Raw genomic sequence first — 18,654 nt, forward strand, 5'->3', positions numbered from 1 at the left:
ATCAGGATGGATAAAAAGAAAATCGCGCGACGCTTCCAGCAGCCGGCAGAAAATTTGTTGATGAAGATCGCTGTTTTAGCAAAGGAAAAAGAAGACATAATTGACTTGTCGATCGGTGATCCCGATTTGATCACCAATCCGGCGATTATTGAAGCGGCTTATGCCGATGTGAAAATGGGTGCGACGAACTATACGGCACCGGATGGCAGTAAAGAATTTTTAATGACCGTCGTTGATTTTTATCAAAAGAAATATGGATTGAGTTTTCAAACCAATCAAGTTCGTGCCACAGTGGGGGCATTGCATGGAATGTATTTAGTGATGCAGGTTTTGCTTGATCCCGGTGATGAGGTGATCATTCATGAACCGTATTTTTCACCCTACCGTGAGCAAGTCGTATTATCTGGCGGGACGCCGATTTTTGTGCCGACCTATGAGGAAAATGACTTTCAGCTAGCTGTAGAGGATTTAAAAGGCGCGATTACGGATAAAACGAAGGCAATCATCATCAACTCGCCGAATAATCCGACTGGAGCGGTATTCTCTAAAGATACTTTGAAGCAAATCGCGGAAGTTGCTGTCGAACATGAGCTATTCATTATTTCTGACGAGATTTATGAAGACTTTGCCTTTAAGGAAAAATTCGTGCCAATGGCTAGTCTTGCTCCTGAAAATACTATCACCATCAGTGGGGTATCGAAGGGCTTTGCGATGACTGGTTGGCGCTTAGGCTATATGATCGCACCGGCGTACATCAATCAAATCGCCGGCATGATTAACGAAAGCATCACGTATTCAGCACCAACGGCTTCACAACGCGGCGCTATTTATGCTTTGAAGCATTATGAAGAGCTGGTACCGTCCACTGTTGAGGTATTCAAGGAGCGTTTAGCTTATATTGAAAAAAGAGTTGCTGATATTCCTTATTTGTCCTTGCGTCCAGTGACCGGAAGCATGTATGCTTTTATTAATATCAGTAAAAGCGGACTAGATTCGGTGACGTTCGTGGAAAAAGTATTGGAACAAAGTGGCGTATTGTTCGTTCCTGGAAAAGCCTTTGGGGCAACAGTCGGAGATGATTATATTCGATTGGCTGCTACACAACCGTTGGAAGTTTTGTCCGAGGCCTTTGACAGGTTGGAGAAATTAAGCTTTTAGCTCGCAAAAGCGGGCAGGTTCTAAGAGGTATTCCTTTGCTGATCACACTATAGTAGAGACAGGAGGAAAATGGATGGAATGGTTAGATCATTTCAATAGTAGTATTGCTTATGTGGAGGAGAATTTAGCGGGTGCGATCGATTTAGACAAGGCGGCGCAATTAGCCCACTGTTCCAGTTATCATTATCAGCGGATGTTCTCCTATATCGCGAATGTAACCTTAGGAGAACATATTCGCCGTCGGAGGATGAGTCTGGCAGGGGTTGATCTTCAGCGAGGCGATAAAGTCATAGACGTCGCTGCGAAATATGGCTACGATTCTCCAACTTCTTTTAATCGGGTATTCAAAAGTGTTCATGGAATTACGCCGAAAGAAGCCAAGCAGGCAGGAGCAAAATTGACTAGCTATCCAATGTTGACCTTCAAATTGACCGTAAAGGGTGTGCAAGCAATGGAATATCAGTTAATCGACAAAGAAGCATTTTATGTGACCGGCCTCAGCTTGAAGCTAGAGCAAGATATGGAAGTCGCGCAAACACGAATTCCGCAATTTTGGAATGAAGTGAGCGCTAGCGGGGAGCTGCAAAAGCTCATTCCCATGATGGATCAGAATAATCCGGGAGTCATGGGTGTCAGCATGATGACCTCGGAGGTTCAAGACAACTGGGAATATGTAATTGGTGTTGTCAGCGATGAAACAGCAGAAGGCTTCGTCCATTATGAAATGCCTGCCGCTAAATGGGCAGTTTTCTCAGGATCAGGGCCAATGCCAGGTGCGATCCAGGAACTACAGCAGCAAGTCTTCACCGAGTGGCTGCCAACGTCCGGCTTTGAATATGCGGAGCTGTCAGATATTGAGTTGTATTTGGACGCGAACCCAGAAAATGCGCAATTTCAAGTGTGGCTGCCGGTTCGACCAAAATAAAAATGATTTAGAGGCTGTGACCGATTGGAGTCGCAGCCTCTTACTTGTTATAATCAGGCCGAGGAGGTACGACATGGATAAAATTATTGCAGAAATTGAGGCATATGAGCCGTTTACCGATCAAGAAGCAGCAGATAAAAAGCTGTTCTTGGAAACATTGCAGTTTCAAGAAAACTTGCTGACACGTAAAAATCCGGAGTATCATTTTTCGTCATCAGCCTGGGTGGTCAATCCGACCTATGACAAGGTGCTGATGGTCTATCATAATATTTATCAGTCCTATTCATGGACCGGCGGACATGCGGATGGCTGTGCCGATCTTTTACAGGTCGCCCAAAAGGAGCTGGAAGAAGAAACCGGGATCAAAGATTATCGGCTGATTCACGAAGGCTTGTTTGCCTTTGATATTTTACCGGTTTACGCTCATTATAAAAAAGAAAAATTCATCAAAGATCATTACCATATTAATACGACCTATTTATTTATGGCAACAGAGGATCAGTCGTTAGAGATTAATGAAGAAGAAAACAGCGATGTGAAGTGGATTGATGTTGCGGAAATCGATAAGGCGGTCACTGAAGAAGAGATGAAGGTCTACTATCACAAGATGATCGAAAAGGCATTATTGCTTAAAAAGTAAATAGGATTAGTTTCTCACAGTAGTTTGCATTATAATATTCCTAAATGGAATAGAGGTGAGCAGATGGATCAGCAGAAATTGCAGCTTTTTTTAGATTTGACCGAGACCTTGAATTATACCGAAACGGCAGACCTTAACTTTATGACCCAAGGAAATGTCTCGAAAAAAATCAATGCCTTGGAAAGAGAACTGAATGTTCAATTGTTTGACCGCAGCAATCGTCGGATTCAATTGACGGAAGAGGGAAAGCTGCTGCTACCGGATATACGAAGAATTGTTAGCGATTATCAGGCTTTAGCGGATACGTTGAAGGAGTATCAAGAGAAAAAGGAACGGGTTTTAACGGTTCATACGATTCCGACGATGCCGAATTATCGGGGTTTTGATCTCTTAACCGCCTTTTTGAAACAGCACCCGGAGATCCACTTGAATTTGAAGGAATCGGAGGCGATGGCGTTAGGTGATTTTGCGATTGAGAAAAACAGTATTTATTTTTCACGTTCTCTTAGTGAGCAACAGGGAAAAAATAGTGTCATGACTGAAACGGATCGTTTTGTCGCGGTCGTGCCCAAGAGTCATCCGTTAGCCCAGAATAAATCAATCTTGCTGAATGACTTAGCGGCGGAGAATTTTTTGATCTTAGGTCATAGAGAAAATCCATATTATGCAGTAGAAGAGCTTTGTCGTGAAGCTGGGTTTGAACCGAAGATTACCTATCAGGGAACGCGAATTGATCTGATTTTGCGGATGATCGAAGAAGGCTTGGGTATCTCATTAATCATGGAAAAATCATTGGGAAATTCGTTATCGGAGCAGCTGATTACCTGTGAAATCGAGCCAACGAAGGAAAGTTTTTTGAATTTTTATTTATCTGAAAGAGCCGATGCGCCAGCGCCAAAAGAGTTCTTTGAGTTTCTAAAATCGAATCATTCCAATGTGGAATAGAAAAGCGTGGAAGCTGAATTGTATTGAGTTGTTGATGAGCCTAAACTTAGCTTATCGAAAGAACAATACAAGGAGGCTTTTTTTATGTCTACACCTTATGATTTACGAAAAGTTTTAGCTGAGTTGAAAGAAATGCCGGGAGAATATCATGAAACCAATGTTGAGATTGATCCGCATGCGGAGCTTTCCGGTGTTTATCGTTACATCGGAGCGGGAGGTACGGTTAAACGACCAACGCAGGAAGGTCCTGCAATGATGTTCAATAATGTCAAGGGCTTTCCTGATACACGTGTGTTAACTGGGATCATTGCCAGCCGCAATCGGGTAGGGAAGATTTTGCATCATGATCCAAAGCATTTAGGTCGTTTGTTGAAGGATTCGGTTCAAAATCCAGTGAAGCCGGTCAAAGTTTCAAAGGCAGAAGCACCCGCTCAAGAAGTGATCCATTTAGCAACGGATGAAGGCTTTGATATTCGCAAAATCTTGGCTGCGCCAACCAATACGGAATACGATGCCGGCCCTTACATCACGATGGGCATGGTCTTTGGTTCTGATCCAGAAAAAACCATGAGTGACGTGACGATTCACCGGATGGTTTTAGAGGATGAGGATACGATTGGGATGTATATTATGCCAGGAGGGCGTCACATCGGACACTTCCAGAAGCAATATGAAGCGCTGAATAAACCAATGCCGATCACGATCAACATTGGTTTGGACCCAGCAATTTCCATTGGCACAACCTTTGAGCCGCCAACCACACCGCTTGGTTATAACGAGTTGTGGATCGCCGGTGCGTTACGGCAGGAACCAGTTCAACTAGTTGACGGTGTTGCAGTGGACGAAGTTGGGATCGCTCGTTCTGAGTTTATTATCGAAGCAGAAATTTTGCCTCATAAAACGATGCAAGAAGATATCAATACCAATACAGGTAAAGCAATGCCGGAATTTCCTGGCTATAATGGCGATGCCAACCCAGCAGTGAATGTGGTAAAGGTCAAAGCAATTACGCATCGGAAAGATCGTCCGATCATGCAAACGACGATTGGCCCCTCAGAAGAACATGTCTCAATGGCCGGGATTCCAACTGAAGCCAGCATTTTGGATTTGGTGGACAAAGCGATTCCCGGAAAAGTGACGAATGTCTACAATCCACCTGCTGGCGGCGGTAAGCTGATGTCGATTCTGCAAATTCACAAAGAAACGGAAGCGGATGAAGGAATTCAACGCCAAGCAGCGATTTTAGCGTTATCCGCTTTTAAAGAATTAAAAACCGTCATCTTAGTTGATGACGATGTCGACATTTTTGATATGAATGATGTGATGTGGACCTTGAATACTCGTTTCCAAGGGAATAAGGACATTATCGTGCTGCCGGGAATGCGCAATCATCCATTGGATCCGTCCGAACGACCAGAGTACGATCCATCTTCGATTCGGTTCCGCGGTATGAGCAGTAAAACAATTTTGGACGGCACTGTGCCATTTGATTTGAAGGATGATTTTATTCGAGCAGACTTCAAGGAAGTACCTGATTGGGAAAAATACTTAGAGTAGGTGAGAGTGATGAAAAAAAGAATTGTTATCGGTGTTACCGGCGCATCAGGCATTATCTATGCCATTGATTTGATCAAACGCTTGAAGGATGATCCGACGATCGAGACACATGGGATCATCAGTGATTGGGCGAAACAGAATTTGAAGCTGGAGTCAGATGTGAGCTTGAAAGAGTTGGAAGACATGTTGGATTATCATTATAGCAATCGTGATCTAGGTGCGGCGGTCGCCAGTGGTTCATTTCTGACTGATGGGATGGTGATCGTGCCTGCAAGTATGAAAACTGTTGCAGGGATTTCGATGGGCTTCGGCGATAATTTAATCTCGCGAGCTGCAGATGTAACGCTAAAGGAACAAAGGAAATTGATTTTAGTGCCGCGGGAAACCCCATTGAATGCGATCCATTTAGAAAATCTAACGAAATTGGCACGACTTGGCGTGCAGATCATCCCGCCAATTCCGGCCTTTTACAGCCAACCGAAAACGATTGACGATATTATCGCTCATCAATCCATGAAGTTGATGGATGCTCTAGGGATTGAAAACAATGTCTCTAGGCGGTGGAAAGACAGTGAGTAAACTTTTTACGAAGGAGAAAGCCGGCTATAAAATCACTTTGAGTGCGGGATGGATTGGAAATGATCTGTTGCTGAGTCTATACGGCGGCGATACCCCGCATATCGGAACAGTCACTACATATTCAAGTGACACTGATACTCAAGTCCAACGCTTTCCCAGTCACCATGGTCGTTTTCACAAGGATGATGTTCTAGCAAAGATATTATTAGAAAAGATTCAATCAATAATCCCGGGAAATTGTGTCATCACAGCGGGTGTGCATGTGGATCATATATCAAAAGAACAAATCGAGGCATCCTTTCCGATGACGAAAGAACTTGCGGACGAGCTGGCTCATTGGATCAAGGAACATCCATTAGCCAAAGAACCATTATACAATTAATTTGAAGCTGCCTAGCTTTTGCTGGGCAGTTTTTTAATGTTTGAATATTTAAAGAAAAATATTCGAGCAAATGTGACATATGTCCTAATTGGTTTTAAGTAAAAGGAATAGGATAAGGATATAGGAGGTGTTGAAAATGATGATCCTAATTCTATTGATCCTAATGATCGCCGTATTTATGGTGGTTAGAAAACAGCGAAACGTCCGAGCAGAGGCTCGCTATTGGGAACGAATCACTGAACTCGAAGCACAACGAAAAAAACAAATTTTAGCGACAGCTATTAAAATCCAACAGCGAAGTAACTGTAATTCGAACACGAATGACGATTGGAAGCAGGCTAGTTAATGCTAACTAGTCTGTGCTCCTTGGGCTGAGCGTGCATTTAATCGCTGCATATCAAGGATTCGAAAGCCGCTTTTTTCTTTTATTAGAATTTTATCTTCAGTCAATTTTTTCAATGATAATTCATAATGTCAAAGTGCTGTTTCTTCCTGAAAAGCGATGTTGGTCTTATTCTCTTTTATCAGATTTCATTTAGTGGGTGGTTCAGGTACAATATTCTAAAATAGGAACAAAGGATGAATAGAAGAATATGATGAAGTATGAGTTGAAGGAGCTGCCTGCTTTTTCCGTCATCGGATTAGAACAGATATTAACGAATCAAAAAAGCCAGAATCTCAAACGTTGTCTGTCATTTTGGCCAGCTTTTAATCGTCAGCTTAAAATGAATCGACTGACTCAGCAAAAAGGAAATTGGACCAAGTTTGCCTTTATGGAGCGCCGAGCTGGTCAGCTTTATTATTATTGTGGGATTCCACGTCCTGCTTCTGTACCAGCGAATTTTTTGGTGAAAGAAATTCCTGCTGGCAGTTATTTGGTGGTTGAGCACCGAGGTAGTATGGATCGGATCTACGCTACCTATGAAGAGGTTTATCAGGAGCTGGTGCCTAAGCTTGGTCTGTCGTTAAAGCAAACGAGTTTTTTACACTTTGAAAAATATGGAAAGAAATTTCATTGGAATAGAGAAAACTCTGTCATCGAAATATGGGTACCAATAATAGTCTAAAGCACTCAAAATGAGTGTTTTTTCTTTTCGTTTGTTGTCTTAAGAGACCTTTTCTCGTATAGTGATTAAAAGGGTATCGTCATGTTGCTGGCAGGATTTAGTAATACGAGAGTGCCCATTGAACGATGAACACACACATTTTTCTAGCTTGAAAAATGATTACTTAAATAGTAGGAGATGAAGCGATGATTGAGTTAACAGGGGTTACGAAAGTTTATGGAGAGAAAAAGGCATTGAATAATTTAAGCCTGACGATTAAAGAGGGCGAAATTTTCGGCTTTTTAGGCCACAATGGCGCCGGAAAATCAACGACGATCAAAAGTTTAGTAAGTATCATCGAACCAACGAGCGGGGAAATCCTCTTTGATGGCGTTAATATAAAGGCAGATCGATTGGGGATCAAGAAAAAAATCGCCTATGTACCTGATTCACCAGATATGTTTTTGCAATTGACCGCCAATGAGTATTGGGATCTGATCTCAGCTGCCTATGATCTAAAAGGGCAGGAACATCGCCGTCAGGAACTGATCGAACTGTTTGATTTAGGCGGTCATGAAGATGAGACTTTGGAAAGCTTCTCACATGGGATGCGGCAAAAAACGATTATTATCGGCGCGTTGCTGCCTGATCCGGATATTTGGATTTTAGACGAACCGCTGCAGGGATTAGATCCTCAGGCTGCCTTTGATTTAAAGGAAATGATCAAGCGTCATGCGGAAAAGGGCAATACGGTGATTTTCTCGACTCACGTTCTGGACACGGCGCAGCAACTATGCGATGAGTTGGCAATCTTGAAAAAAGGTGAGCTGATCTATAATGGTTCTGTTGACAGTTTACTTGAAAATTATCCGAATGAATCCTTAGAAAGTGTCTATCTTAAGATGGCGGGGCGCCAAGCGGATGGTGATCTGGTTGCAGAACTTGAGGAGGGTGCCCATGAATAGCGGGATTCTCAAACGATTAATCGCAGTGAACATGCTCTACATCAATCCTTCTTATACAAATCAAATTCGAAAAAAAGGTCGGATCGGCAAACAAGTGATCCGCAGCATTATTCAGCAATACGTCATGTCGGGTGTCATTTTCCTATTGATTTACGGGGCGACTATGATCATGATCGACTTCGCGAAATTGCCCGGTTTTTTCACCTATTATATGGTATTGTTCGCTTTAATCGGCTTTTCTCAGTCGCTATCCGCGATTTTCAATGTCTTTTTCGAGAGTAAGGATCTGCAAGACTACTTGCCATTGCCGATCAAACAGGGGGAAGTCTTTATCTCGAAGTTTTTAGCTGTGGGAATGACGATTGTACCGTTTCTGCTGCCGCTATTGATCCTCTTTTTTCTAACCGCCTTTAAGAGCGGCTATTCAGTGGTACTTTCGGTAGTGGGCGCGATTCTATTGTTTTTGATCTTCTTCTTTCTACTATTCAGTCTCTGCAGCTTGATTGTGTTCGGCATGACGAAAACAAAGCTGTTTCGTCAACATAAAAAACTATTCACTAGTTTGATGCTGGGCTTTTCAATGATTGTTTCTGTCGGCGGGATTTTGGCGATTAATTTTACCCAGAGTTCGATGGAGCATACTGCTGGAGTGGTTGATCGACATGCTTTTACTGTGTTTATGCCTTTCTATCACGTGATGCATGGGCTCACTACACAAAAAGGCTTGATAACCTTAGCTGGTTTATTGGTTTTGACTGGTTTACTGCTGCTGGCATTAAGATTCTTCGTGATTCCTAGTTTATATGAGCAGTTCAGCGATGAAGGTTCCCATACTGTCGCGACAAAACGTAAACGAAAAACCAATCAGTCATTGAAAAAGCTGCTGGCGGGTTATAACCGTCAACTGCTGAAGAATCCTAATTTGATCATGCAGGTCTTGACGTCCTCACTTATCATGCCGATCGTTATGGTAGGAACAATGGTTACGACCAACCCTGTCAGTCTGCAAACCTTGACTCCAAAGTTTATGGGAGTATTTTTTGTCGCTGGCATTGTTTTTGCTTGCATCATGTTGAATCAGACCTCCTTTGTTAGCAACTTGATCTCATTAGATCGTGAGAATTTTTCGTTTATCCAGTCACTTCCTTTGTCGCTGGAAAAATATTTGCGGCAAAAATTTTGGGTAGGCTGTAAGATTCAAATGTTGATCGCTGGCGGAGTAGGGTTAGTTATCTCGATTGTCCTGCAATTACCGCTATTTTTAATGGCACCCTTAAACATTGGAATCTTGTGGGGTACCTATCTGATGTCACTTTACTTTTTTAGTCGTGATTATCGTCTGCTAAATGTGACCTGGACGAACGTTAGCCAGCTCTTTACGCGGGGAGTAGGGAATTTCGGTTTGATGATCTGGATGTTTGGAACACTATTTATTGGGGCAGTCTTGATCGTGCTTTATGTTGTGGCAGTGTTGATGAATATCAATCCGGTACTGCTAAATGGCGGGGTAATGATCTGGCTGGCAATACTATCCATTGCATGGTTACTAATCAATCGAAATAATTTCTGGAAAAAATTAGGTGATTAAGTTAATAGTGACAGAAAAGAATCTCGAAGCGAGGTTCTTTTTTTATGAAGTTTACATAATTAATTTATGGATATGTAGCAGCTGTTAAAATTAGAATTTTCCGGCTTTTTGGTTGGTTTTCGGTGTGTAAAAAATGGCTTATTCCTAAAATAAATCAAACCGTATTATCATAAAAATGCTTTAAACGACCTCAACTCAAAATTAACGCTCATTTAGGATGGGAGTTTTTCAATTTGAAGCAAAAGAAATCCTGTATTTTTTTAATTTTAAATAAAATTTTCGGGGAAAACAGGTAGCGCTTTCTAATTTTTTACTAAACGTTTTTAGTTTGATATAACGATATTTTCTCGACGCAATGAAAAATAATAAAAAAACAGATTAAAACAATTGTTTTGAAAATCTTTTATTTTTGTTATTTTATCATTTAAAAGAATGTCTGATTTTCTTTCTTTCGCAATTGCTTTTATACGATTTTTCAGAATATTCACACCTTTACACGATTCTTGCACTCTGTGTTTTTTCATTGTAAAGTTACATTTAGGGATTTCTTACCTTTAACGTGTTCTTGTTCAATTAATAACTAATTATAAGATCAAAATACAAGTGTAATAAAGACCCTAGAAAAATTGAATAGGAGTGGTTTCATTGGCCAAATCAGAGAAAGGCATGACGCTAGTAGCATTAGTCATGATGATCTTTACCTCAGTATTTGGGTTTGCTAACGGACCAGTAGCCTTTTACTTAATGGGGTATGGTTCAATCGTCTTTTACGTTGTCGCAGCAATTCTATTTTTTATTCCATTTGCATTGATGATGGCGGAGTTCGGTTCAACAATTAAAGGCGAAAATAGCGGGATGTACAAGTGGCTGGAGGTCAGCGTAGGACCACGTTTCGCATTTATCGGAACATTCATGTGGTTTGCTTCTTACGTTGTCTGGATGGTTTCTACCTCATCTAAAGTTTGGATTCCTTTCACAACAGCATTTGCTGGTAGCGACCAAACGCAAAAATTACATATGTTGGGTATGAACTCTACTCAAGTAGTTGGTTTACTAGCATGTGTATGGATGATCATCGTCACTTTGGTCTCAATCAAAGGGGTCAAAGGAATCGTAAAAATCACTAGCTTAGGTGGTATTGCGGTAACTAGTTTAAATGTTGTATTGATTGTGATTTCTGGAATTATTTTAGTATTAAATGGTGGACATTTAGCGCAACCGTTCAACCATATTTTACATTCTCCAAATCCTAGTTATCAAAGCCCAATCGGTTTATTAGGCTTCGCGGTATTCGCGATCTTCGCATATGGCGGTCTGGAAGCTGTTGGGGGTATGGTTGATAAAACGAAGAACCCTGAAAAAACATTCCCTAAAGGTGTTGTTCTTTCTGCATTGATCATTTCAGTTGGTTATGCATTAGGAATCTTCTTATGGGGTGTAAGCACGAACTGGCAAGATGTTCTTTCTGGCGATTCTACTAACTTAGGAAATATTTCTTACGTTATGATGAACAACTTAGGTTATGTTCTAGGTGACACTATGGGTCTTGGTCATGGCGCTGCCATCAGTATGGGTAACTGGTTTGCTCGTTATACTGGTTTAGGTATGTTCTTGGCTTATAGTGGTGCGTTTTTCACATTGACGTATTCTCCATTGAAGACGTTGATTATGGGAACACCGAAGAAATTATGGCCTAAGAAATTTACTGAATTGAACGAAAACGGCATGCCAAGTTTCGCTATGTGGGTTCAATGTGGTTTAGTCGTTGCGATTATCTTGATCGCTTCATTCGCTACACCAGATCCATCAGCGTTTTATAACATTTTGACTTTGATGGCGAACGTTTCAATGACATTGCCTTACTTGTTCTTGATTTACGCATTCCCTAAATTCAAGAATAAACAAGGGTTAGAACGTCCATTTGAAGTATACAAATCTAAAAGTATGACTATGATCATCAGTGTTGTCGTCTTCTTGTTAGTATTGGGTGCGAATATCTTCACGATTTTCCAACCAATCATCGAAGGTGCTGGCGCGCGTGATACATTATGGATGATCGCCGGTCCAGTTGGATTTACCGTAGTTGGTATTATTCTTTACCAAAACTATGTACGTCGTTCAAAAGCCGAATAGTCATAATGATGAGTCTCGACGATCTTTCGTCGGGGCTTTTTTTCTGCCTTGAGTTTAATTAACTATGTGTTGCATGAGCTATCAAAATTTCTTTTCGATCTGACTTTCTTTTCTGATAAACTTATTGGTGACTGAATGAACATGAGAGGAATTTTGAAGATGGCAGGGCTGTTTGATGTTCTTTACATATTGAGGTTAGGGATCAAATAATTTCTATTTTTTGATCAGATGAATGTTTAAAACATCTAGCTTCAATGGCTGCGAGTAGTCTGATGGTCATTCTGGTCATATCTGTTATTTTTAAACGCGAATCCAGTGTCTAGGTGTTGTCGTCTTTCTATTTGATTTCACTCGTTTTTCGAGTGGAAACAAATCTAGTCTTGGGATTACTACGCTGGAAAACGAAAATTTGCTATTCTACGGTGCTTTTGCATGGAGCGATAAAAATATTTGGTCGTTAATCAAAATTATGAAAAGTGTTGATAAATCAACGTTTATGTGTATGATAAAGACTTTTGACAAGGACAAAATGGTCCATGATAAAGAGTTTTGCTGGTGAGAATCAGTAAGAAGTCTTATGGTGAGGATGAAGGAGCGGATGAAATGAATTTAAGCAAACAGATCAAACGATTAAGAGAAGAAGCAGGTTTTTCTCAAGAGGAATTATCAGAGAAAATTTACGTTTCTCGGCAGACAATCTCTAATTGGGAGAATGAACGGAGCTATCCTGATATTCATAATCTGTTATTGCTGAGTGTTCTTTTTGACGTGACTTTAGATGAACTTGTCAAAGGAGACGTGGAAACGATGAAAAATGTGATTAGAAAAGATGAATCAGATAAGCATACTATGATTATGCTTATCAGCTCGCTAGCTGCAGCAATATCCCTTGGGCCAGCTATTAAATTTTTTGGTGACAAAGGCATGTGGCTGTCTCTCATTTTGTTTTTACCTGGGTTCTGGGCTGCTTGGAAACTTGAAAAGTATAAGAAAGAAAAAAATATTAAGACCTACAAAGAGATCGTAACGTATATGGAAGGCGGGGATGTTGAAAAAGTACGGAGGGAGCGTAGCTTTGGCAAAGATCTGCTTTCGAAAATTGTGATTGTCATTGCTTTCGCTTTTGTTTTTTTAGTGATAGCCTTGCTTGGTTTATGGGGAAGCGGAGTTTTTTAGAATTTGTAAACAGGTAACGTCTGAAACTGTATTGATCAGTTTTCAGGCGTTTTTTTTTGACGGACTTTTTATGTATTAGTATTTGCCATTCTTAATCAGAGTAAGTATTTTTGACCGTCAAATCATTCAATAAATTGTCCCGCTTTTATTTTTTAATAATTATTAAAAAGAAAGAATTGGAGAAATACATGGTGGAGCGATAAAATTTTTAATGTAATCGTATTCGCAAAACGTAAAAGGAGCGCATCAGAATGAAGAAAAGTGAAGAAAATAAGCCGTTAGGATCCAGACAGCTATTTCATATGAAGAAAACTAGTTTAGAAGGCAAGGTCAACGATTATTATCAGAATACCCATGATGCTTCGAATGTCATAGAATACTTAGTGGCTATTCTAGTTCGCAATGCGCTGATTTACGAGGATTTTGTGGGAATTTGTCAATCATTGGTGGAGGAAATATTTTTAACAGCTGAGCCAACTGAGACATTGCGCCGTTACAGTTCACTATTTAAACCATATTTCAAAAAAAGTGGTGATTGGGATAGGGTCATAAATAGGCTATTTGCAAATACAAAAGAGTACTATCGTTTGACAGAAAAAATGCGTGTCAATGCGAAATATCTATATGCCGAATCAAAACCTCAAGCAGACAGCACAGCGCCTAGCTTCAATCTTGTGTCTATTTTTAAAGATAGCAGTGGAAGGAAACATACATGGATCTTGAAGGACGCCAATCCTGACAGGACGGATGAAGAAGTACAAGGGTTACTAAAACTGTTAACGACCTTGACGATCTTCACAGGAAAAAAAGCACGGAAATTTGCGGAATTTATGACCTTCGATTATTTTGAAAATGTTCGTCATTTTGAAGAGCCTCAAGAAGAAAAGCAGGAAATTTCTAATAAAAAATTTGATGAGGCGGGCAAAGAAATAGTGGAGATCATGCTGCCGCATGGGGTTGATCCTAGAAATCTGAGTGAAAATGAGATAGTCGTTTTAGTTAAGGCCTATTTACCTGAAGGAAAAACATTTAACGATATTCATGTGTTGTTTACTGAGCTTCCCGCTGATCCGGCGGAGGATAAAAAAGAGCAATCAGAATCTTTGTTAGCAGCTTCGGAACCGATTCTAAAAGAGGCTCCAATAGCCAATGCACAAACCGCTATTGCCGACCCGCCAAAAAACGAATCAGTAAAAAAAAGCACGAAGAATATTGGTCATTTCAGCGGAAGCCAATTATTGGCGATGGACTTGATTAATCAGCGGAAGGAAAAAATGGCACAAACTACAGGTTCCGCAACGGACACCACGAAAAAGAAGAAAAAAGGAACCGGGGGAGGCCGGCGAAGAAAGAAAAAGGGGAATAATAAGAAATAGTCTATTTGTTTAGCATGGAAAGGTTTATTTGTCGTGCATCTTAACGCTAAATTAAAATAGATCAACAAAGAGTTGACCTATTTCTCGATTGTTTCATTAAAAATCTTATCACTGTCTTCGTTGGTCCAAAATGCCATTAAGACTAATTCAACCAATGAGACAAACAGTCCAATTGGCGGATAGAAATAAATGCCGACTGCCGTAGCAAATACGACCAACGGAAAATAAAAACTTCCCATATAGCGATAAGGTCCCATCTTTCGAATTTTTCGACTGATTTCGGGGTCGTTTTTCTGATGTAAACGTTCAAAAGCTTTGCTTAACCACAAGTAGGAAAAACTCCATATCGTAAAAATCAGTAGATAAAAGTATTCTGGCGCATGATAAATCATGAATTCACCAGCCCAAGCAGTAGCGACCGGAATCAATGCCATGGTAAAAAGCCAAACATTATTGATCCAATATATTTTTTTCGTCACATATTTCGTAATGTTGAACATGTAATGATGATTGTACCAAGCAACAGCGATAAAGAAAAAGCTGATGGCATAGGCGAATAGATAGGGAAGCTCTCCTAAGATCGCGGTCCAATGGAAATCGCGGGGTGTTTTGAATTCTAAAATCATGATTGTCATAATAATCGCCACGATCGCATCAGAGAAGGCTTCAACACGACCTTTATTCATTTATAATACATCCTCTCAAACTCGATAAAAAATGATTTATTCTAGTTGTAGCATGATATTAAAAGAGAATCAAAGAAAGATGCTTGAGATGAGGGTATTAGTCAAAATGCAGATGTAAAAGGGAAATGTAGTATCAACCTATTCAGTTTTGAAAAAAGCGGAAACCTTTGTGCCGTCATCGCTTTTTAAAAATACTGGTCCGTCCTTTGGATTTTCTTTTACTTGAGAATCTTCTATTTCTTGTATCGCTACTTGAGCTGCATCCCAGGAATCGTACTCTACCATCTGGATATTGCCGCCATACTGATCTTCCAATAGTTCGATTGTGTCCTTTGAGTCAACAACAGAAACTTTTTCAATTTCATGGTTTTTATCTCTTTTAACTTTTAGAATGACTTGTTTAGTGTACATACTGTTTATTACTGTAGGTTGTGACAGTGACGTTTTATTTCCATCTGGTAAAGTATCACTAATTTCTTCAACAAAACTATCCTTATAATAATAAATGGTGTTGTCACCATCGTCATCTTTTTTTAAGTATTTTGCATAATCTGAAAATTCATAAAGTAAGACTTTAGGTTCCTCGAGCTTGTTGTTATTCGTTATTAGAAAAATGACGACAACTGTGAATGAAATAATCAAGACGAATAGTGCAAGAATAATTTTCTTAAAGGCACTATTCTTTTTTGTCTCGTTCGTCATCGTATCCACCAATTTATCATCTTCATTAATCAATTGATCGAGTGTAATTTCATATAGCTCACTTAATGAGACCAACATACTGAGATCTGGATAAGTTCGGTTGATTTCCCAGCTGGAGATCGTGGAACGGGAGACATTTAGAATAGCCGCTAATTCCTCCTGCGTATAGCCATGGGCAGTCCGCAGATCCTTCAATTTATGTCCGATTTTCACAGAAACCTCCACCTTTCAAATCAAAATTCCTTGAATATATTATCAGTCTATCTGATTTCTGATCTGGTATAAAGATACTTTTTGTAGCAGCTGTCATTTAGCGGTTTGTTACAATATGTAGCAGAAACAATAGCTAATAAGAAGACTTTCGATCCTTTTGTTCAAGAGATCAGAGGTCTTATTTGCTTATCCAGTTTTTATTTATGTTAACACTACTACATAATACACCAGCGAATGGTACAAAAGGAAAGGATGATTTCGTTACTCATTAAGTTTGTATTCTAAAAATATAAAGTTGTTGACAAAGAGAATAATTGAGAGTATCTTATAATCGAACGTTCGATCTTTTATAATTAACTAAGAAAAAGGAAGTGAGGCAGTTGAGAGAAAAGGATACGAGTAAGTACAATAAGATAATTGATGAAGTGGGAAAAATTATTTTAACGGAAGGTATTTCTAGTGTCTCTATGTCAAAAATAGCCAAGGCGACAGGTATTTCTTCCTCAACGATTTATGTTTATTTTACGGACAAGGATGATGTTTTAAAAAAGGTCTATCTTGAAAATAAAAAAAACTTGGCTGATTACTTAGCAAAACAGATTGATTCGACAATCACGGATGACCTACAGTATATTCGCTCATACATGGAAGCTGTTTATGCATTTGGGCAAGAAAATTTTGAGGCTTTAATGATTATTGATCAATTTAATCATTCACCGATCTTGATGCAGCTGAATATTAGTGTAGTTGAGTCATATGCGGGATTTGAAATGCTCTTTGAAAGGGTTGATCGGGCACCCGCTGGAATTTTTAAGGCGGTAGAACCAATTATCTTGTTGACATTTGGTTATACACCAATAGTAATGTATTTGCAGGCAATCAAGCTGGAACAAATTGATCCTAAAAGCACTACGATCAATCAGATTATCGATATGAGTATAAAGGCGATTACCTAAAGGGAAAGTCTTTTCTTTTAATTTTAAAATAAACGATCGTTCGATTAAATAGGAGGAAATATTATGACTACTAAAAAAGAATTAAATGAATTATTTAGCTTACAGCGAAGCGCGTATTCCCGATCAAAACCTCGTACGTATGAGGAAAGAATTGATTCACTGGAAAGAGTTGATAAATTATTGAGAGAAAATATGGATCAGCTGATTCAGGCATTGCAAAAGGACTTCGGCCAGCGCGATCCGCTACAAATAGTCGGGGCTGATTTAAGCAGTCCGTTGTCAGCAGTACCCTATATCAAAAAAAGGTTAAGAAAATGGATGAAGCCAGATCGAAAAAAATCAGGAATCTTGGGCTTGCTTGGAACAAAACAATTTATCATGAACGAACCATTGGGAGTAGTGGGAATTATTTCGCCTTTCAATGCACCGATTGATTTAGCCTTTGATCCAGCTATCGAGGCCCTTGCAGCAGGGAACAGAGTCATGCTTAAAATCTCGGAATATACACCGCAAACAACAGAATTACTTCAACATTTAGTCGCTCAATACTTTGAGCCGGAAATTTTAACTGTGATTACCGGGGAACAAGAAATCTCAACGGCTTTCTCAGCGCTTCCGTGGGACAAACTGGTCTTTACCGGCAGTTCAGCAACTGGGAAAAAAGTCATGGCCTCAGCAGCTAAAAATTTGACACCAGTACTCTTGGAGTTAGGAGGGAAAAATCCAGCCATTGTATTGTCGGATGCCGATATGGCTCTTACTGCGAAGAAGATTGCTCGTGGACGCGGCGGGAATTCTGGTCAAATTTGTTTATCCGTCAACTACGCTCTGGTACCCGAGGATAAATTAGAACAATATGTTGAAATGATTTCCGCTGAACTTACCACTGCTTATCCAACGTATCACGAAAATCCTGAATTTTCCGCCTTGATTAATCCAGCGGCTTATGAACGAGTAGATAGTATTTTAACTGAAGCAAAAGAACGTGGGGCACAAATCATTGAACTAAATCCGAATCATGAGAAGATGCCGGATAAAGACAATAGACTATTCCCATTTACCTTGGTAATTAATCCAGATCGTGATTTAAGAGTTTCACATGAGGAAATCTTTGGACCAATTCTTTCAATTTTTACCTATAATAAACTGGAGGAAGCAATTACTTTTATCAATCGGCATGAAAAGTCATTGGCTTTGTACATTTTTGGTCACAATACAAAACAAATTGATCAAATTCTGAATCAAACATCCTCTGGCGGTGTGGATATCAATGAGTTATCTTTACATGCTGGGTCACATGAAATGGGTTTTGGCGGAGTCGGATACTCTGGTATGGGACGATATAAAGGTGGGAAAATTGGATTCGAAGCCTTCAGCAATGCAAAAGCAGTCTATCAGCAAGGAACCTTAGCGAAATACACGAGTCGTTTCATGACACCAATTCATAATCCAAAAGACAAAAAACTGTACAATCGTTTAATGGGAATAAAATGATGAACAATGATTTTTATAACTAGATGTAAGGAAAATTCGTGATTTCTACCATGAATTTTCCTCTTTTTGTTCTGCCATCCGAATTGGTTAGCGTGAGAGATTAGAAAAAAAGGCGATGAAGGTTGAATGGTTT

18 protein-coding genes are annotated in these 18,654 nt (G+C 39.8%); 16 read left to right on the forward strand and 2 right to left on the reverse strand.

The window, feature by feature from the left end:
- The first annotated feature begins 6 nt into the window (after nucleotides 1-6).
- The 14 genes from E6139_RS11890 to E6139_RS11955 all read left to right on the forward strand — a co-directional run bounded on the left by E6139_RS11890 (nucleotide 7) and on the right by E6139_RS11955 (nucleotide 14,470).
- Nucleotides 7-1,158: a pyridoxal phosphate-dependent aminotransferase gene (locus E6139_RS11890; protein WP_316403287.1), complete on the forward strand. Its 1,152-nt coding sequence runs from the start codon at nucleotides 7-9 to the stop codon at nucleotides 1,156-1,158.
- Between the two features lie 73 nt (nucleotides 1,159-1,231).
- Nucleotides 1,232-2,083: an AraC family transcriptional regulator gene (locus E6139_RS11895; RefSeq protein ID WP_316403288.1), complete on the forward strand. Its 852-nt coding sequence runs from the start codon at nucleotides 1,232-1,234 to the stop codon at nucleotides 2,081-2,083.
- A gap of 73 nt (nucleotides 2,084-2,156) precedes the next feature.
- Nucleotides 2,157-2,723, forward strand: coding sequence for an NUDIX hydrolase (locus E6139_RS11900; RefSeq protein WP_316403289.1), 567 nt, complete (start codon nucleotides 2,157-2,159; stop codon nucleotides 2,721-2,723).
- 63 nt (nucleotides 2,724-2,786) lie between these two features.
- Complete coding sequence (locus E6139_RS11905) at nucleotides 2,787-3,668, forward strand: LysR family transcriptional regulator (RefSeq protein WP_316403290.1); 882 nt, start codon at nucleotides 2,787-2,789, stop codon at nucleotides 3,666-3,668.
- A gap of 84 nt (nucleotides 3,669-3,752) precedes the next feature.
- A complete protein-coding gene (locus E6139_RS11910) occupies nucleotides 3,753-5,225 on the forward strand; it encodes a UbiD family decarboxylase (RefSeq protein ID WP_316403291.1) in 1,473 nt (490 codons plus the stop codon).
- A 9-nt stretch (nucleotides 5,226-5,234) separates the two neighbouring features.
- Nucleotides 5,235-5,804: a UbiX family flavin prenyltransferase gene (locus tag E6139_RS11915; RefSeq protein ID WP_316403292.1), complete on the forward strand. Its 570-nt coding sequence runs from the start codon at nucleotides 5,235-5,237 to the stop codon at nucleotides 5,802-5,804.
- A complete protein-coding gene (locus E6139_RS11920) occupies nucleotides 5,773-6,186 on the forward strand; it encodes an amino acid decarboxylase (protein ID WP_410470527.1) in 414 nt (137 codons plus the stop codon). Before E6139_RS11915 ends, E6139_RS11920 begins: the two co-directional genes overlap by 32 nt.
- Nucleotides 6,187-6,322: 136 nt before the next feature.
- Nucleotides 6,323-6,532 (forward strand): hypothetical protein, encoded by a 210-nt coding sequence (locus E6139_RS11925; protein WP_316403294.1) that lies wholly within the window; start codon nucleotides 6,323-6,325, stop codon nucleotides 6,530-6,532.
- 247 nt (nucleotides 6,533-6,779) lie between these two features.
- Nucleotides 6,780-7,253, forward strand: coding sequence for a GyrI-like domain-containing protein (locus E6139_RS11930; protein ID WP_316403295.1), 474 nt, complete (start codon nucleotides 6,780-6,782; stop codon nucleotides 7,251-7,253).
- 185 nt (nucleotides 7,254-7,438) lie between these two features.
- The gene (locus E6139_RS11935) at nucleotides 7,439-8,197 is read left to right on the forward strand and encodes an ABC transporter ATP-binding protein (protein WP_316403296.1); all 759 of its coding nucleotides are present in this window, start codon (nucleotides 7,439-7,441) and stop codon (nucleotides 8,195-8,197) included.
- Complete coding sequence (locus E6139_RS11940) at nucleotides 8,190-9,785, forward strand: ABC transporter (protein ID WP_316403297.1); 1,596 nt, start codon at nucleotides 8,190-8,192, stop codon at nucleotides 9,783-9,785. Before E6139_RS11935 ends, E6139_RS11940 begins: the two co-directional genes overlap by 8 nt.
- A 645-nt stretch (nucleotides 9,786-10,430) precedes the next feature.
- On the forward strand, nucleotides 10,431-11,918 hold the full coding sequence (gene yjeM / locus E6139_RS11945; RefSeq protein ID WP_316403298.1) for a glutamate/gamma-aminobutyrate family transporter YjeM: 1,488 nt from the start codon (nucleotides 10,431-10,433) through the stop codon (nucleotides 11,916-11,918).
- 603 nt (nucleotides 11,919-12,521) lie between these two features.
- Nucleotides 12,522-13,094 carry a helix-turn-helix transcriptional regulator gene (locus tag E6139_RS11950; protein WP_316403299.1) on the forward strand — a complete coding sequence of 191 codons (573 nt, stop codon included), beginning with the start codon at nucleotides 12,522-12,524 and terminating at the stop codon, nucleotides 13,092-13,094.
- Nucleotides 13,095-13,345: 251 nt separating this feature from the next.
- Nucleotides 13,346-14,470, forward strand: coding sequence for a hypothetical protein (locus E6139_RS11955; RefSeq protein ID WP_316403300.1), 1,125 nt, complete (start codon nucleotides 13,346-13,348; stop codon nucleotides 14,468-14,470).
- Nucleotides 14,471-14,547: 77 nt separating this feature from the next.
- Here the strand turns inward: E6139_RS11955 and E6139_RS11960 are convergent, their stop codons facing one another.
- Nucleotides 14,548-15,156, reverse strand: a complete 609-nt coding sequence (locus E6139_RS11960; RefSeq protein WP_316403301.1) for a TMEM175 family protein — start codon at nucleotides 15,154-15,156, stop codon at nucleotides 14,548-14,550.
- 138 nt (nucleotides 15,157-15,294) lie between these two features.
- Nucleotides 15,295-16,071: a helix-turn-helix transcriptional regulator gene (locus E6139_RS11965; RefSeq protein ID WP_316403302.1), complete on the reverse strand. Its 777-nt coding sequence runs from the start codon at nucleotides 16,069-16,071 to the stop codon at nucleotides 15,295-15,297.
- Nucleotides 16,072-16,442: 371 nt separating this feature from the next.
- On the opposite strand from E6139_RS11965, the gene E6139_RS11970 reads away from it, so the two are divergent.
- Together E6139_RS11970 and E6139_RS11975 are read left to right on the forward strand one after the other, a co-directional pair.
- Complete coding sequence (locus tag E6139_RS11970; RefSeq protein ID WP_316403303.1) at nucleotides 16,443-17,027, forward strand: TetR/AcrR family transcriptional regulator; 585 nt, start codon at nucleotides 16,443-16,445, stop codon at nucleotides 17,025-17,027.
- Between the two features lie 63 nt (nucleotides 17,028-17,090).
- A complete protein-coding gene (locus tag E6139_RS11975; RefSeq protein ID WP_316403304.1) occupies nucleotides 17,091-18,521 on the forward strand; it encodes an aldehyde dehydrogenase family protein in 1,431 nt (476 codons plus the stop codon).
- Nucleotides 18,522-18,654 lie beyond the last annotated feature (133 nt).

Origin of the sequence: Enterococcus sp. (assembly GCF_032555305.1) — a bacterium.
Classification (GTDB): Bacteria; Bacillota; Bacilli; order Lactobacillales; family Enterococcaceae; genus Enterococcus_A.

What these genes read in the sequence shown, in the direction of transcription:
- E6139_RS11890 (WP_316403287.1), top strand. Translation starts at nt 7, where the DNA reads ATGGATAAAAAGAAAATCGCGCGACGCTTCCAGCAGCCGGCAGAAAAT.
- E6139_RS11895 (WP_316403288.1), top strand. Translation starts at nt 1,232, where the DNA reads ATGGAATGGTTAGATCATTTCAATAGTAGTATTGCTTATGTGGAGGAG.
- E6139_RS11900 (WP_316403289.1), top strand. Translation starts at nt 2,157, where the DNA reads ATGGATAAAATTATTGCAGAAATTGAGGCATATGAGCCGTTTACCGAT.
- E6139_RS11905 (WP_316403290.1), top strand. Translation starts at nt 2,787, where the DNA reads ATGGATCAGCAGAAATTGCAGCTTTTTTTAGATTTGACCGAGACCTTG.
- E6139_RS11910 (WP_316403291.1), top strand. Translation starts at nt 3,753, where the DNA reads ATGTCTACACCTTATGATTTACGAAAAGTTTTAGCTGAGTTGAAAGAA.
- E6139_RS11915 (WP_316403292.1), top strand. Translation starts at nt 5,235, where the DNA reads ATGAAAAAAAGAATTGTTATCGGTGTTACCGGCGCATCAGGCATTATC.
- E6139_RS11920 (WP_410470527.1), top strand. Translation starts at nt 5,773, where the DNA reads ATGTCTCTAGGCGGTGGAAAGACAGTGAGTAAACTTTTTACGAAGGAG.
- E6139_RS11925 (WP_316403294.1), top strand. Translation starts at nt 6,323, where the DNA reads ATGATGATCCTAATTCTATTGATCCTAATGATCGCCGTATTTATGGTG.
- E6139_RS11930 (WP_316403295.1), top strand. Translation starts at nt 6,780, where the DNA reads ATGATGAAGTATGAGTTGAAGGAGCTGCCTGCTTTTTCCGTCATCGGA.
- E6139_RS11935 (WP_316403296.1), top strand. Translation starts at nt 7,439, where the DNA reads ATGATTGAGTTAACAGGGGTTACGAAAGTTTATGGAGAGAAAAAGGCA.
- E6139_RS11940 (WP_316403297.1), top strand. Translation starts at nt 8,190, where the DNA reads ATGAATAGCGGGATTCTCAAACGATTAATCGCAGTGAACATGCTCTAC.
- E6139_RS11950 (WP_316403299.1), top strand. Translation starts at nt 12,522, where the DNA reads ATGAATTTAAGCAAACAGATCAAACGATTAAGAGAAGAAGCAGGTTTT.
- E6139_RS11955 (WP_316403300.1), top strand. Translation starts at nt 13,346, where the DNA reads ATGAAGAAAAGTGAAGAAAATAAGCCGTTAGGATCCAGACAGCTATTT.
- E6139_RS11960 (WP_316403301.1), bottom strand. Translation starts at nt 15,156, where the DNA reads ATGAATAAAGGTCGTGTTGAAGCCTTCTCTGATGCGATCGTGGCGATT.
- E6139_RS11975 (WP_316403304.1), top strand. Translation starts at nt 17,091, where the DNA reads ATGACTACTAAAAAAGAATTAAATGAATTATTTAGCTTACAGCGAAGC.